The sequence below is a fragment of the Nostoc sp. CALU 1950 genome (genome assembly GCF_051172895.1).
Lineage (GTDB): Bacteria > Cyanobacteriota > Cyanobacteriia > Cyanobacteriales > Nostocaceae > Nostoc > Nostoc edaphicum_A.
The window spans coordinates 54347-70424 of the sequence record NZ_JBDNJQ010000002.1 but is presented as its reverse complement, the minus strand read 5'-3'; the positions used below and the strand labels follow the sequence as shown (position 1 = coordinate 70424).

The window sequence follows — 16078 nt, the reverse complement described above, 5'->3', positions numbered from 1 at the left end:
CAGACCCTTAGTTTTTATTATGGAAAAATGCTAGAAAATGTTAGATGCCAAATCGGTTCTATAAGAAAAACCAAATCAGTCAGCAGCAGCATAATCGGGCAATGCGTTAAGTTCTAAATTAACAGCACTGAGATAACTTTGGTCGTTTAAAACTTGTGATGGTAATTTATCTGCATTAACAGCAGCCTTAACCACATCTTTCGCAATAATATTTCTGTTCAAAGTTTTAAATACTAGCTCTCCGCCGCTAGGAATGCCGTGCTGTTGCAGACCTCCTTGATAAGCAAAAGTAACTAGGTTGAAAGGCTGGAGGTAACTAACAGCAGTAGAGTTACTGGATAAATTGTTAGAGTTAATAACTATTGTTTCACTGGTGTTTGTAGTAGCTGTTTGAGCGCTTGCGATTCCAGGTACAAGAGTAATAGAAGCAAAAATTAGTGCAGAATTTATTAAGGTAGCAAGTTTCATAAGTTATTCTTAGGTAAAATGCGATCGGTCTTCCTTAGTAATAGATTCCTCTTTATTATTAATCTCAGCTTCCTTCAGTCAGGTCATCTGATCGGTTGATATATGACTCACCCAAAAGGGTGAACTAGTACCGCAAGGCGGAATTAAAAATTAAAAATTAAAAATTAAAAATGAAGACAGCGTAAGGGTTTTGTTGATTGGGAATGGGTGGTTTATTTGCGCCGTGCTGTACTAGTGAGGGTTGTCATTTGTCATTGGTGCTAATGACTAATGACTCGAAAAGCTGTGAGATGAGTTAATGTCCTGCGATCGCTCAAAGTCAGTTTGAATGAAGGTCTGTTCTGACATATTCTTTACTCAGTGTTTTAGCAAGCTTGACAGCCAAATGCTTTTATAGTATATTTGTACTATAAAACACGTAAGTGTTGCATAAAACTTTAACACTCCCGACTATGCCAACAGGAGAGCATATAAATGAAGCTATCTAAGGTAGACTTGAGCAGTTTAGTTGCGATCGCTCACTCTGACGGATATTTGCAGTTGTTGCTCGACCGAGGCAATGAACTAGAGTTTTTGGAAATTCCGGCGCCAATAGAAGCTTATGAAGGATTGCAAGAACTTAACGAAGCGATCGCAGAAACACCTGCATTGCCATTTGAAGAAGAACCAATTGTCATGCTACCAGTTGTCTCATCAATGGCTATGGCTGTAGGCTACGATCGCAACGAACAGATTTTGCAAGTTGAGTTTCAAAGTGGTGCTGTTTATCAATACTTAGGCATAGACGAGGATACTTGGGAAGATTTACATTCTTCTAACTCAATTGGCAGCTTTTTCAATCAAGAGATTAAAGGTAGATATGACTGCGATCGGCTATAAGACTCCTATTTGATTTTTGAAAAAATTCAGTACAACTTGAAGAGACTTATTTCCTGTTGCCTATTGCCTATTTCCTATTGCCTACATACGCAAATAATTTCAGAAATCAAAGCGGATTCCTATAGATAGTGCAGATTAATGACTAATAACTGCATTTAGGGTTTTCAATAATTCTTGTGTTGTGTAAGGTTTAGGTAAAAAAGCCGTGTACTCAGCTGTTTTATCGATTGGTACTTGCTCACTTGTTAGCAGTCCACTAACAGCAATAATCGGCAATAGCGGATTGATATTTTGCAATGTGCGAATGGTAGTTGCTCCATCCATTTTGGACATCATCATATCAATAATAGCAGCACTAATTTTATCTTTATACTGGGCATAAATTGCTAATGCTTCCATCCCATCACTAGCAGTAATCGCAGTGTAATTATAGTTTTCTAAGGATGTTTTAGTAATTTCCTGAATGGCAGTTTCATCATCTACAACTAAAATGCATTCTCCAGAACCAATCGGTATTTCTATATCTTCTAACGACTGCGTTGGAACTTGATTAACTGCTGGCAAGTACACCTTAAATTCTGTTCCCTTGCCTACATAACTTGATACGGTGATAAAACCACCATGTTCTTTAATAATTGCCATGACTGTTGATAGTCCAAGTCCTGTACCTTTTCCCAACTCTTTTGTTGTAAAAAATGGTTCAAATATTCTGTCTAATATTTCTTTGCTAATTCCAAATCCTGTATCAGCAACTGTCACGATAATGTAAGCACCAACTGTAGCTTCTATATGCATACTCGCATAAGTTTCATCAATCCAAATATTCTCAGCAGATATTGTTAAAGTTCCACCTGTAAGCATGGCATCCCGCGCATTGAGACACAAATTAATGAGTACCTGATGCAGTTGGGTACTATCGGCACAAATAGGTAACAATTCCTCCTGAATTTCGGTGTACACTGCAATTGATTTAGGAAATGTTTGTGAGATAATTTGCCGCATTTCTAAAATAAGGTGCTTGAGTTGAAGCACGGTATGTTGACGCGTAGCCGTTTGTCCTTGAACATCACCTTCAATTCCCCTCGCAAATGACAGCACTTGCTTAACCAAATCAGCACCACGTTTGGCATTGCTTTCTATTATTGATAGCATTTGATTAATTTGTTGATCGCAGCTTTTAGCTTTGAGCAGATGCACTGACATCAAAATTGGTGACAACAAATTATTTAAATCGTGAGCAATCCCACTAGCAAGAGTACCGATACTTTCCATACGTTGAGCATGGAAAAATTGCTTTTCCAGTTGTTTTATCTGGGTAATATCAGTATCAACGACAAGAATTAATTTAGCTTGAAAATGCTCATCCTTGATCAGCGTCCAGCGACTTTCAACAATCAGTTTTTTGCCAGATTTGCTGCTTTTGTGTAACTCACCTTGCCAAAAACCATTTTTTAAAACGGTCTGACAAATTTCTAGGTGTTGCGTCAAAGATTCAATTGATAAAAGGTCATCGGACTGCTTACCTATAGCTTCTTCTGACTTCCAGCCATAAAGTTTTTCAGCACTTTTATTCCATAATAAGATTTTGTTAGACAAATCTTGTACAGCGATCGCATCACTGACAATATCCAGCAATGCTGCTTGTTCGCAGATTTTTTGTTCTACTTGCTTACGTTCGGTAATATCCTCAGCTATGTATGCGAATTGCGGACGACTACCGGAACTTACCGCAATTGTTGAGACTGTAGCTGATATCCATATTTCACCTTGGGGAGTATCGTAAGAATATTCAAACTTGACAGGTGATTGACTGTGTTCTGCTTGACGGTAACAACGTATCCACTGGGAAACACGCTTATCTGTTGCACCCATGTTTCGCGCTAGCCGATTTTGCATTGCTTCTGGCGTGAGTCCAAAAAATTTAGCTGTGGCGGGGTTATCCGAAATATGCAGGATTTCATTATCTACCAACTCGGCAATTCCCATCATCATTGGCGAACTGTTAAAGAAGCTGCTCAAAGTAGATTCGCTTTGTTGTAATGCTTCCCGTGCCTGATTATACTCCTGTTTTACGGTTGCCAGTTCAACTGAGTTCCGCCGAATTTCTAGTTGTCTAACTACCACACGGCTCAGAGTTTGCAGTGCTTCCAGCTGTTGGGGACTGATTTGGTGTGGTACGCGATCAACTATACACAGAGTCCCGATCGCTTCTCCTCCCGGCGCTAACAAAGGTACGCCAGCATAAAATCTCACAGCAAATTCAGCAGAGGTAACTAGGGGATTTGTCGCAAATCGTTTATCGGCTAAGGTGTCGGGAATAATCAAAACTTCGCCACTTTCCATACAAATCGAATCGAATCCCTTATTTCGTGGCATTTCCTGGAGATTCAACCCCACCTTGGCTTTGAACCACTGACGATTAGCGTCAATTAGATTAATCAAGGCGATCGGTGTGTTACAAATCTGTGCGGCTAAGAACGCTAGATCGTCGAATGCTTCTTCTGGTGGAGTGTCGAGAATCTGGTACTGACGCAAAGCCTCAAGTCTCGCTGATTCATTGTTACACACGAAAGATTTCATTAAATTGTTCCTAACTATTGCTGAATGACAACTTGTCCTCGTGTTACTAAGAAACGTCTATTTATCGCCCTTTCTGTAGGTGGGGATTGCCATCAATATCTTAGAGGATGTTTGAAAAGTCCTCTTTTCGGTATCAAAAATTTTAGATCCCCCTAAATCCCCCGATAAATTGGAGGACTTTGATTTTGGTTCCCCCCTTTTTTAGCTACGGTGTACACACAACTCCTAAAAACCTAGCTTAATAAGACTTTCCTCATTTCCTCGTTCCCAGTCTCCGACTGGGAATGCATTCATTGAGTCTCTGACTCAATGTCTGACTAGAGGCAGCAGCCCCTAATAACCCATTCCCAGTCGGAGACTGGGAACGAGATCAACGAGATCAACGAGAGAATAAAGGGAAATCGAGCTTTTTTAGACTTGTGTACAACCGTAGCCTTTTTAAGGAGGGTTAGGGGGAATCTAAAACTGCCTAAAGTCACAGCAAAACACTTTTCAAACAACCTCTTAAATGTCCATGACTATCCAATTATTTCAATACGCGAACAAGCAGATAACTTGACCGCTTTAATTATAGTAATATGCATTGAGGAGGATAACAGTGCAATTTGGTTATTTTCAGTAAATTTTAGAAGATTTGCGGCATTATTATTTTTCGCTAACAGAAAAAACCATTTTTACTCTAAGAAGAGAATTTTAACCCTTGATTGCTTTCCTAATAGGCAAGAAAATTTTTGAAGAAGAATTCAGAAGTCAGAATTCAGGAGTCAGAATGAATAAGTGCGGGATTCAGACCCGCCACTGTCTTGAAGACCACTAAATATGTAGATTTAGTGGGGGTCTTAAACCCCTGGATTAATCCACTATGAAGTTCAAAATTCATACTGAATTCTGACTCCTGAGTTCTGAATTCTTCTTATAAAACATAGACCAGCAATGCTCAGTTCAGAGAGAATAGAAAAAGCCCACATCATATCAATGCAGTTATGACGACTACACTAGCCTCTGCTGTTAAACCAAGATCCGAAGATAGTTTTGCCATTACCTTTGCACCATTATCTCTCGAAGAAATCTATACCAAGTCTGATGATCCAGCCAACGGTGCTGTGGTTGTGATGAGTGGTATGGTTCGCAATCAAACCGATGGTAAACCTGTGGTTGCTTTAGAGTATCAAGCTTACGAACCGATGGCAATGCGGATCTTTTATCAAATTGCTGCTGATATTCGTTTATCTACCTCTGATGTGAATCGAGTAGCGATTTATCATCGCGTTGGACGTTTGCGAGTTGGGGAAATCAGCGTTTTAGTAGCAGTGGGTTGTCCTCATCGGAGTGAGGCGTTTGAAGCTTGCCAATATGCTATTGATACGCTCAAACACAATGCGCCAATATGGAAGAAAGAACATTGGGAAGATGGTTCTAGCCGTTGGGTGAGTATTGGCGCTTGTGAAACTTCAGGAGAAAATTGTTGATTTGAAGAAGAATTCAGAAGTCAGAATGGGCTAAACACCCCGCTATCGCTAACAGGAGTCAGATTGACAAAATCTTGACAATCATAGGTAAAATGCTATACCCTTCTTCCAAATGTGTTGAACTCATCGACACCACTTGCCAGAACCTTGAAAACCGCATAATTTCGTTGAGTGGTGTCGATTATTTACACAGCAAGCTTTCCAGCCTGTGAAGGTGAAGAGTTATTGAGAATCTTTTGGGAGTTATTGACACTCAAAAAAGTGGTGTCGATTTGGGTATCTCAAGCCCTCTTCCTGTAAGGCTTCCAGAAGTGAACTCTTTACGATCGCATCGCCCCGAAAGGGGATGGAAACGTCAATGCAGCATCGCGATTGATCATCAGAAAAAATCTTTATCTTTACGATCACATCGCCCCGAAAGGGGATGGAAACGAATTATATTCAGGAAAATGCTCCCGGAATATAATTCTTTGTCTTTACGATCACATCGCCCCGAAAGGGTATGGAAACTAAAGTTTAGGAGTTGTAGAAAACGGATTATATTCTTTACGATCACATCGCCCCGAAAGGGGATGGAAACTTCAACATTTCGTTACAGTCAATCCAACGGATACCTTTAGCTTTACGATCGCATCGCCCCGAAAGGGGATGGAAACTCAAAATTAGTTAAGGAGGAAATTTTTTGCTCTGCGCCCTACCGCTTTAGATCACAAAGACGCGATAAATCGCCGTCTCTACAAGGACTGATTTTTGTAGAGACGGCGATTTATCGCGTCTATTGCTCAACCGAACAGTATTGGATGTGGTTTTTCAAATCATCCATATTTGGTCTTTCTTGTCAATTCTTAAGTCCTAATGTCTTTCTCCCCACGGGGATGGAAAAAGTTGATATGGCTAGTGCGATCGATCGCACTGGGAAATACTTACTAAAGTTTTTTCCCCTTTCCCCGAACCGTATTCCTCCTACTCCCTGCACTCATTTTCTACGAGATTTGCTTGGGTGGAACGTAATTCTTCTAACGCCAATTCTAAACAGCGATTTTTCTCATCTAACTCCCGCGTCCGTTCGCGTACCTTCTTTTCTAGCACCTGACTGTATACTTCTAACTGTTCATTAGCATCCTTTTGGGCTTTGATGAGTTGCTGAACTTCCTGAATAAGACGATTCAGAGAAGTCGCTAAGATGCCAACTTCATCATTAGTTGTGACGGGTGCTTGTAAATCGAAATTAGATTCTTCTGTAACCTGTTGGGCAATATGGGTGACAGCTTGAATGGGACGGGCAATGGCGCGACTGGTGTAAATTGCTAATAATGTAGCGATCGCAATTGATAGTGACAGGCTACCAACGATAATGTATAAACGTAATTTTTCCGCCGTTTGTAGTTCCAGCTTTGCTTGCTGATACTCCTCGGCTGTAACTTTCACAAGCTTGCTGATGTCATTGAGAAAGTCATCCATCAAAAAAACCGACGAGCCATGCATAAAATTAAACAATTGAGTTTGTGCTGTCTTAATGTCGCTCGGTGATAAATTATTGGGATTATTCTCTTTAAAAAAAGCTTCTGTGCGTTGTAAATAAGCGCTAAAACCTTGATAATTCTGCAACAAAGGGTAAACTGTTTTCTGCCTACTTACAGAACCATACATGGTGGGCTTGTTAATGGTGTAATTTGCTGTTAATTCAAACCAAAGTTGTCGGGCTTCGGCAACATGCTCAATTAATTGAGTATAATTTTTTTCCCATAGCTTAGGTCTATCCATGTAGAGAATCAGTTGATGTTGGGTGGTGCGGACATAAAATACGCTCGTTTTTAGTTGAGACGCTTGATATAACTCTTCAAATGCTGCATCTTCCCGCTTTTGCGCTTTCTGCTTGTAATAATCTGCAATCACAAAACCCATAGTAGTTCCCAGCACGGCGATGCTCACAAGCAGCGCATATCCAATACCGATCTTTTGACCAACCTTCAAATAACTAAACCAATGTCTAGAAATACTTGTATGTGCAGTGAGATTATTTGATAGTTGCAAGCGGTTATTCGATTGCTTAGAAGTCAGTTTATCGAACTTACTGTGCTGTTTCATACTCAACCACGACTTAGATGGATTTTAATTCGTTCCAGCAAGTCACTGAAGCGAAATGGCTTGGTAATATAGTCATTTGCTCCATTTTTGAATGCGATCGCTCCTTTTTGATCGTCTTTACGAGCTGTGATGATGATAATGGTTAGTGTCTCTCCCTGTCTACGAATTTCTTTTATTACCGTGCAGGCGCTTTCACACAAACAAAAACCAGCACAAATAATTTTTCGGAAAATTTCCGAAAAATAGCCAAAGTCAACAGCCTAGTACCGCAAGGCGGAATTAAAAATTAAAAATTAAAAATGAAGACAGCGTAAGGGTTTTGTTGATTGGGAATGGGTGGTTTATTTCCGCCGTGCTGTACTAGTAGTTCGCCAAGTGAACTTGGCGGGGTAAAGGGTAAGGGGGAAGGGGGAAAGGGTTTAAATCTCTTACCCTTTTCCCTTTCCCCTTTCCCCAGTCCTCACTTAGCATTTTTGGGTTGACAGACTACTAGTCTCAATCCCCAATCCCCAGTTCAATCTCTATCGTCAAGTTCATAGCTAGTGAAGGTATTGTAATAAAAGCGATTCCTGGATAAAACAAAAAGTTTATATGACCTCAGTTTCTCCTCACAAAAAAGCCAGAGCCTTAAAACCTACCAGCCGCCGCCCTGCAAAAGAACTCTGTAGCGAGTGCGGACTATGTGATACATACTATATTCATTATGTCAAGGAAGCCTGCGCTTTTATTAATCAGCAGATAGGCGAACTTGAAGCAGAAACGCACACGCGATCGCGCCATCTCGACAACCCCGATGAACTCTACTTTGGTGTTCACCAAGACATGATGGCAGCGCGGAAACAACAGCCCATCGAAGGCGCACAATGGACGGGTATTGTTAGTAGCATCGCCATTGAAATGCTCAATCGCGGCTTAGTTGAAGGTGTGGTGTGTGTGCAAAACACTAAAGAAGACCGTTTTCAACCCATGCCCGTCATCGCTCGGACTCCAGAAGAAATACTAGCAGCGCGGGTAAATAAACCAACACTTTCCCCAAACCTTTCTGTGTTGGAACAGATAGAAAAATCAGGGATGAAGCGGCTGTTGGTAATTGGTGTTGGTTGCCAAATCCAGGCATTACGAGCCGTAGAAAAACAACTTGGTTTAGAAAAGCTATATGTTTTGGGTACGCCCTGCGTAGACAATGTTAACCGCGCTGGACTGCAAAAATTCTTAGAAACCACCAGCCGATCGCCAGATACAGTCGTGCATTATGAATTCATGCAAGACTTCCGGGTTCACTTCAAACATGAGGATGGCTCATCTGAAACAGTGCCTTTCTTTGGCTTGAAGACCAACAAACTCAAAGATGTTTTTGCCCCATCTTGTATGAGTTGTTTTGATTACGTCAACTCCTTAGCCGATTTAGTCGTTGGCTATATGGGCGCACCCTTCGGCTGGCAATGGATTGTAGTCAGAAATGACACTGGTAAGGAAATGCTGGACTTGGTGAAAGACCAGTTAGACACTCAACCAGTGACATCTAAAGGCAACCGGAAAGAAGCCGTACAGCAAAGTATTCCCGCTTACGATAAAGGCGTTACCCTCCCGATGTGGGCAGCAAAACTCATGGGTGTGGTGATTGAAAAGATTGGCCCCAAGGGTTTAGAATATGCGCGGTTTTCCATTGATTCTCACTTCACTCGGAATTATTTGTATGTAAAGCGGAATCATCCAGAAAAATTAGAAGCGCACGTTCCAGATTTTGCCAAGCGTATTGTGGAGCAATATAAGTTACCAGAATAAATTGGGGCATTGGGATTAGGGGAGAGGTGACAGGTGATAGGTAATAGGGAATAATTTGTACCCTGTAACCTGTACCCTATTCCCTTCTTTACTCCCCACTTAGTTGTAACTACTAGCCTGACGAGTAAACATCAAGTGATACTGTCCGCCTAGTGCCATAAGTTCATCATGAGTACCTACCTCGATAATTTGACCGTGTTCTAGTACTACTACTCGGTCTGCTAATTTTGCTAAGGCGAGGCGATGGCTGACTACAACGGCTATTCTCCCCTTCGCCAGGGTACGCAAAATGTCGTAAATCTCATGTTCTGTTTTCGGATCAAGGTTCGCTGTTGGCTCATCAAGTATGAGGAGTTCGGCTGGAGAGAGTCGCAACAAAGCACGAGCGATCGCTAATCTCTGCCATTGTCCCCCTGATAAATCAATACCGCCTTCTAGCTGTTTGCCTAAGAGAGTTTCCAAACCTTGATCTAGCTTTTCAATTACTCTCGCCAAACCAGCCTCAGCGATCGCTTCCGTGATAGCGGCATCATCCTGCATTTTAGGTAAATTCCCAAAGGCAACATTTTCCCGCACAGTAGTCGGAAAACGAGCATAATCTTGCATGACTACATCAATTCGCGATCGCAAATCTTCTAAGGGGAGCGATCGTAAATCCTGCCCATTCCAAATAATCGCACCTTGGCTAGGATCATAAAGGCGACATAATAGCTTTGCTAATGTCGTCTTGCCAGCACCATTCTCACCCACTAATACAATCATCTCGTTGGGGTGAATCGTCAGATTGATGTTTTTCAGGATTGCGTGATTGCTGTTGGGATAGGTGAAGGAAAGATTTTTGACATAAATGCCTGTCTGCGATGGTTCATACTCAGTTGTATTCAGACGTGATAAAGCTTGCTGATGATGATTCCCATTTCTTTCAAAGTTCTTATTATTAGCAGCTAATTCCCTGACTTCTCCCCATGCCTTTGTGACTGATTTTGATTGCAACTCTGGATTAGAACAGGACAACTGCGGCTCTAACTCCAAAAGCTGGAAAATGGGCGTTGTTGCCAGTGCAATATTATATAACTCTGATCCACCAGACATCAGATTCTCTAAACTCCGACGCACTTCCAAAATTACCCCAGTGTAAAGTGCTAAATCCCCTAATGTATGGGTTCCACCTAGCACTCCTTGGACTACATATATATACGGTAAAGCCAAACCGAAACCACTTAATAAAGACCAGCCAATAACCGCTGTTGTCCCCCGACGGCGGATCTGTTCCATTGCTCTAAAAATGGTACGGTAAAGTCCGTGCCAGCGTTCTAAGAATAAGGGTTGCAAACTAAACAAGCGTATTTCTTTAGCGTATGTCTCCCCAGTTAAAACCGTTTTATACAAGTTCATTTCCCGAAGAACACTTGCTTGGGTTTTTTCTATCCTCCAAGCTTGCTTACGGTATTTCATCTGCACATACATTACAGGGGTGACGCAGCTAAATAAAATTATTGGTACCCACCAAGCAAGGGACATCGAAAGCAGTATGGCTGGAATGAAGATGAAAATTCCCTCTAACAGCGTCACAAGCCTGAGACAAAGCTCTGGAAGTCTTTGCACTCCCTTTTCGGACAACTGCACCAAATTGAGCAAATCGGGTGTTTCAAACAGGGCAATATCTTCAAAAGTTGCAACCTTCTCAATCACTTGTCCTTGGGCAAAGCCGAGAATCCGATCGCGCAGGGAAGTATATACAAAAGCATTGATATTAGCGATCGCATCACTCACCAAATTAACCAGCAGTGAACCTGCAATACTGGAGAGTAGCAGCGGTTGAGAAAGTATCAGGGCGATCGCATTCTGCGTTGTCCCTATGCTCAATAAGCGAGTAATTTCATCAATAATCACCTTGTTGAGCCAAATGGCGATCGCTGGGCCTGCACCACCCACTAAAGTCAATATTGCGACATAGCGTAGCTCCTTTGGAACTACCTGTATCACCGTTGCCACACTCCGGCGAAATGCTTGGAATGGAGAAATTTCAATTATTTGCATATATTTCAAAGTAGCAAATAATAGCAAAATTCCTAGACAGACGTTGTGATCTCAATTTGACATACTCACCGACGTTCTACGTCGGTGATTCTTGACGGCTCACAGCAACTAGCTACGAAGTAGTCTGACAGTCGCTCCCCGTCCGTTTAAGGTCGTGCCGATGCCCCATGCCGACCATTTCTATATTTCTAGATGCGTTTTCGTCTCGATCATGTGTGGTGTTGCAGTTCAAACACAGCACTGAGCGAACAGATAAATCAATCTTGCCCCAGCGATACCCACAGCAAGAGCAAGTTTGGCTGGTAGGTTCCCATCTATTGATTACTCTGAAATCTCGACCAAGTTTTTCAGATTTAGCCTCGCATAATACCCGAAATTCCCGCCATCCTTGCAAGCTAATCACTCTTGCTAGCCTACGGTTTTTGACCATTCCTGACACGTTCAAATCTTCCAAAATAATAGCTTGGTTCTGACTAACTACTTTGGTTGATAGTTTATGCAGGAAATCTTTGCGAGTATCTGCGATTTGATTGTGTTGTTTTGCAATTTTTATGCGGGTACGTTCACGACGTTTAGAGCCTTTCTGCTGCCTTGCTAGCTTGCGTTGTAGTTTACGAATTTTGCGGTCTTTCTTCGAGTAATCAGGGCTGATTGCTTTCTCCCCATTACTCATAACTGCAAAAGTTTTCAGCCCTAAATCAATACCAATGCTTTGGTTTTTAGCATCAGTACCAACAGGTTCTATCTCTACAATAAAGCTGAGAAAATAGCGGTTAGCACAATCTTTAATAACAGTTACGCTACTTGGTGCAGATGGTAGCTGCCTTGACCAAATAGGCTTAACATTACCAATTTTGGCTAGATATACTTCGTCTCCTTTGATTGAGAATCCACCAATTCTAAATCTCGCTGATTGTCTTTGCGCCTTCTTTTTGAATTTAGGGCTACCGACCTTTTTGCCTTTACGCTTACCCTTAAGGGAATCAAAAAAGTTTTTGTAGGCAATTCCCAAATCAGCAACAGATTGTTGCAATGGGATATTAGAAACATCAGATAGCCATAAACGTTCATCAGTCTTTTTAGCTTGCGTAATCACTAACTTTTGCAAGTCGTTGTTACTTGGTAACTTTGCCTTGCGGGTACTCGCGAAGGCTACGCTAACGGACTGTTTGCAAATAGCCAGTGCATCATTCCAAACTACGCGAACACATCCAAACAACTGAGCTAAAAGCTGCTGTTGTTGGTCTGTTGGGTAGAAACGGAATTGATATCTAGCTTTCATCGATAATGTATAATTGGTCTGTAGAAGTATTGTACATTGGTCTACAAAAAGTGACAAGCCAGTTCCGCAAAGAAAGACACTCTGTTACAGACTTAAAAATTCATTTGGTCTGCGTTACCAAATATCGTAGGTCTGTATTTACAAAAGAAAGCCTTGAATTAATTGATAAAACGTTTAGAGAAGTAGCCAAAAAAATGGATTTTCAAGTAATTGAATTTAACGGCGAGGATAACCATGTTCACGCACTTATTGAATATCCGCCTAAGCTGTCCATCTCTCAAATAGTTAATGCCTTGAAAGGTGTTGCTAGCCGCAGGTATGGGCAAGCCGGATACAAAAAACCCCACAAAGAAGCCTTATGGAGTCCTAGTTATTTCGCTGTGTCTGTTGGGGGTGCGCCATTAGATATCCTAAAGCAGTACATCAGAAATCAAGAAAAGCCGTCGTAGAACGACGGGGCTTGTATCCCATTCTTTTGGTCAACAACCCACAATGACTTGGAATAGCACAGACCTTACACAAACAACAGCCAAAACCCTGATTCAGCCTTCTTTCCTGTTGCCTATTGCCTATTGCCTACCTACGCAAATTAGTTCAGAAATCAAAGTAGATTTACCAACTCAGTGCTGAGTCCTGAGTCCTGTTAGCGGTAGCGGGGCGTTTAGTCCGTGCTGAGTGAATTAAGAATTACTCAGTGTTTATGTACTTGGTAAAAGCCCCGCCCAAAGTCAAGCGGAATCATACAGTCAGGAGAAGGTTGATACCCCACCCGCAAGTGGCGTGGTCTTTTAACTCAGCACGGGCTAAACGCCCCGCTACCGCTAACAGCACTCGGAACTAAGCACTCTTCATTATTACTTCACTTCACTGGGTTCAAACTTAGTCACCTTACCTTTTTTCACGGCAACAATCACATCGTAGTGTGAACAGTAAGCAAATGTGACATTATTGGCTTTGTTATAAAGGTTAACTACGTGACTTACACCACCTGGCTGGATACCGATTGGCTCCAAGTCAGTAAAAAAGAAACGACGCAGTTGATCGCCACTACCAATCTGACCTTTATTCTTAGTCAGCAAGTCTATTTTCTGTGCTACAGACAATTCTTCGGCTGCTGATGCCTGCACTAATAACGGATTGATCGCTTTTAATGGTGCGTCCCAAACTGTGAAAAAACCAACCAAAGCAACACTTGTAAGTAGGGATGCGAGTTTCATTTGCTACTTCTCTTTTTTGTTTTATCCTGAACATCCAAAGCATCTCAGGAAGGAGTGAGAGCTTATTGAAACTTGACCACTATTTTCATGAATTTATCCCTTGAGAAAATTTAGTTAATTCTCAGCAATTTCTCAGGCAATGATGGTAACTCTAAGTCACAGCATAATTTAAGTATTTTCTCAACAAAACCTCATTCTGAAGTGGATGAGGACAACATAATATAATGAGCAATGCTTTCATTGCAGTAGTGTTATTGTGACCAGACCCAGAAGACCACATCGCCTAATCCATAGAATTCCCGGACAAACATATCTTTGGCTAGCAATGCTAATTTTTGGAGCATCTAGTGCCGTTACCCGGAAGCTAACAGAAATTGGTGCTCAACATTTCATCGGCAATCGCAATCCAATTTCTTTGTGTAATGTTTTATTCGTGGGAAACCTTTGCGCCTTGATACTTTTGATCCTAATCTATGGGCGACAGTGGAACAAGGCTACTTTGAAGCAACTTTCAAGGAAGGATTGGGTCAGTCTGACAGCAGTAGCTATTTTATCGGGAGCATTGGCCCCTGGCTTAATTTTCCAAGCACTGGCACTCACAGGGGTGAACAATGTCATCTTGGTAGGACGCTTGGAACCGCCTCTAAGTCTGGCTTTATCAGTGTGGTTATTGAAGGAACGGGTAAATATTTGGGAATTTATCGGAGCGATCGCAGCCTTTATTGGCGTTATCCTAACTATTATCCTTCAGCCTCCAGGAGAAACCATGATGAACATGGAAGGTTTCGGTTTAGGCATAGGGGAACTTTTGGCAGCAGTGGGATCTGTGGTTATAGCTGTTTCTACGATTATTGGCAAAAAACACCTTTCACAGATTCCTCTGGGAATCTATAGCATCTTTCGGACTGCACTAGGAACCGTAATCTTTTTCCTCATTGCTTTAGTCCTCTATGGCAGAGATCATTTCGCTGATGTCTTATCACCATTCTTGTGGCAGTGGATGTTTCTCTATGGTGGGTTGATTGTAGTGGTAGGCCAATCTTTTTGGATTAAAGGCTTGAAAACTTCTAATGTATCTACGGCTTCCTTAATTGGTTCATTTGGCCCAATTGTAGGCATCCTCGCAGCATATTTAATTTTGGGTGAAGCCCCTAACCTACCTCAATATATTGGCGGTAGCTTGATTTTAGTAGGCATATTCTTGAGCCAAGTTGGTACATGGCTTCAGACTTCTAAGAGAGTTGCATCTGGTAAGGTGAATTCTACTACAACACAGCAACAGGTAGAAAGTAGTATGGGATTCAAGGGAATTTAAAGGTTTCCAGCCAAAAAGCGCAGCATTAGCGCCGCTTACTCCTTGTCTTGTAGAGAGCATCATTACGGAATGGCACTAAGTTAAGCTGAAAAGTAAGCGGCGTAGGGATTGCAGAGGGGCAGGGGAGCAGGGGGGCAGAGGGGAATTTCTAAATATCTGAACGCAATGCCTAAAATTTCTTCTTTCTCCCCTGCTCCTCTGCTCCCCTGCTGCCTCAACGATTTTCTCTTTTCTTAGTGCCATTCCATCATTACAAATTACAGTGGGATACAATATGCCTTCTTCCGCCGTCCTTTTTGATCTTGACGGGACTTTGACAGATCCTAAGCCTGGAATCACTGGTTGCATTCAATATGCGCTCTCTGAACTCGGTTACAAACCACCGAATGCTGATGAATTGCATTGGTGTATTGGCCCTCCATTGAAAGACAGCTTTTCGCAATTACTCAACACCTTAGATGGCACTTTAATTGAACAGGCTATTTTACTGTATCGTCATCGCTTTGCCACCATTGGATTGTTTGAAAACTCCCTTTATCCCCAAATTCCAGAAATCCTAAAAGCCATTCGTTTTGCTGGTTATAAAACTTTTGTTGCGACTTCCAAACCATATATTTATGCTACGCAGATTATTGAATATTTTGACTTATCGTTGCTTTTTGATAGCGTTTATGGTAGTGAACTTGACGGAACCCGGAGCATCAAAGGCGACTTGATTCATCACATCTTAGTGACGGAAAATCTTTCATCTTCTAGTGTGATGATGGTAGGCGATCGCTCACATGACATCATTGGAGCCAAGCGCCATGACATCGCTTCCATTGGCGTGACCTATGGCTATGGAACTGAAGAGGAATTAAAAGCTCATGGTGCTGACTTCATTGCCCATTCTCCAAGTGATATTCTCAGACTTTTAGGGGATAGGGGATAGGGGACTGGGCAAGAAAATATGAGT

Annotated in this window: 14 protein-coding genes; 7 read left to right on the top strand and 7 right to left on the bottom strand. The window is 41.8% G+C overall.

Annotated features, from left to right (window positions below):
- Nucleotides 1-75: 75 nt before the first annotated feature.
- Nucleotides 76-468, bottom strand: a complete 393-nt coding sequence (locus ABF638_RS00990; RefSeq protein ID WP_420760007.1) for a hypothetical protein — start codon at nt 466-468, stop codon at nt 76-78.
- 474 nt (nt 469-942) lie between these two features.
- Here ABF638_RS00990 and ABF638_RS00985 point away from each other — a divergent pair, with 474 nt between their 5' ends.
- Entirely contained in the window at nt 943-1347 is a 405-nt protein-coding gene (locus ABF638_RS00985; RefSeq protein ID WP_435019434.1) for a KTSC domain-containing protein, read from the top strand.
- A gap of 135 nt (nt 1348-1482) precedes the next feature.
- On the opposite strand, the gene ABF638_RS00980 is transcribed toward ABF638_RS00985, so the two are convergent.
- Nucleotides 1483-3927, bottom strand: a complete 2445-nt coding sequence (locus ABF638_RS00980; protein WP_435019432.1) for a hybrid sensor histidine kinase/response regulator — start codon at nt 3925-3927, stop codon at nt 1483-1485.
- Between the two features lie 983 nt (nt 3928-4910).
- Between ABF638_RS00980 and ABF638_RS00975 the strand changes: the two genes are divergently transcribed.
- The gene (locus tag ABF638_RS00975; RefSeq protein WP_069069579.1) at nt 4911-5396 is read left to right on the top strand and encodes a molybdenum cofactor biosynthesis protein MoaE; all 486 of its coding nucleotides are present in this window, start codon (nt 4911-4913) and stop codon (nt 5394-5396) included.
- A gap of 963 nt (nt 5397-6359) precedes the next feature.
- Here the strand turns inward: ABF638_RS00975 and ABF638_RS00970 are convergent.
- Together ABF638_RS00970 and ABF638_RS00965 are read right to left on the bottom strand one after the other, a co-directional pair.
- A complete protein-coding gene (locus ABF638_RS00970) occupies nt 6360-7484 on the bottom strand; it encodes a HAMP domain-containing protein (RefSeq protein ID WP_435019429.1) in 1125 nt (374 codons plus the stop codon).
- Between the two features lie 2 nt (nt 7485-7486).
- On the bottom strand, nt 7487-7684 hold the full coding sequence (locus ABF638_RS00965; protein WP_238845849.1) for a response regulator transcription factor: 198 nt from the start codon (nt 7682-7684) through the stop codon (nt 7487-7489).
- A 391-nt stretch (nt 7685-8075) separates the two neighbouring features.
- On the opposite strand from ABF638_RS00965, the gene ABF638_RS00960 reads away from it, so the two are divergent.
- Nucleotides 8076-9269 (top strand): Coenzyme F420 hydrogenase/dehydrogenase, beta subunit C-terminal domain, encoded by a 1194-nt coding sequence (locus ABF638_RS00960; protein WP_069071007.1) that lies wholly within the window; start codon nt 8076-8078, stop codon nt 9267-9269.
- A gap of 99 nt (nt 9270-9368) precedes the next feature.
- Here ABF638_RS00960 and ABF638_RS00955 read toward each other — a convergent pair whose 3' ends face one another.
- Together ABF638_RS00955 and ABF638_RS00950 are read right to left on the bottom strand one after the other, a co-directional pair.
- The gene (locus ABF638_RS00955; protein ID WP_435019426.1) at nt 9369-11309 is read right to left on the bottom strand and encodes an ABC transporter ATP-binding protein; all 1941 of its coding nucleotides are present in this window, start codon (nt 11307-11309) and stop codon (nt 9369-9371) included.
- 112 nt (nt 11310-11421) lie between these two features.
- A complete protein-coding gene (locus tag ABF638_RS00950; RefSeq protein ID WP_435019424.1) occupies nt 11422-12591 on the bottom strand; it encodes an RNA-guided endonuclease InsQ/TnpB family protein in 1170 nt (389 codons plus the stop codon).
- Nucleotides 12592-12641: 50 nt separating this feature from the next.
- Here ABF638_RS00950 and tnpA point away from each other — a divergent pair, with 50 nt between their 5' ends.
- Nucleotides 12642-13040, top strand: coding sequence for an IS200/IS605 family transposase (gene tnpA / locus ABF638_RS00945; protein ID WP_435019560.1), 399 nt, complete (start codon nt 12642-12644; stop codon nt 13038-13040).
- Between the two features lie 43 nt (nt 13041-13083).
- Entirely contained in the window at nt 13084-13221 is a 138-nt protein-coding gene (locus ABF638_RS00940) for a hypothetical protein (protein ID WP_435019422.1), read from the top strand.
- Between the two features lie 224 nt (nt 13222-13445).
- On the opposite strand, the gene ABF638_RS00935 is transcribed toward ABF638_RS00940, so the two are convergent.
- Nucleotides 13446-13808, bottom strand: coding sequence for a hypothetical protein (locus ABF638_RS00935; protein ID WP_435019420.1), 363 nt, complete (start codon nt 13806-13808; stop codon nt 13446-13448).
- Between the two features lie 256 nt (nt 13809-14064).
- Between ABF638_RS00935 and ABF638_RS00930 the strand changes: the two genes are divergently transcribed.
- Nucleotides 14065-15123, top strand: coding sequence for a DMT family transporter (locus ABF638_RS00930; RefSeq protein ID WP_435019418.1), 1059 nt, complete (start codon nt 14065-14067; stop codon nt 15121-15123).
- 274 nt (nt 15124-15397) lie between these two features.
- A complete protein-coding gene (locus ABF638_RS00925; RefSeq protein ID WP_435019416.1) occupies nt 15398-16054 on the top strand; it encodes an HAD family hydrolase in 657 nt (218 codons plus the stop codon).
- The last annotated feature ends 24 nt before the right edge of the window (nt 16055-16078 follow it).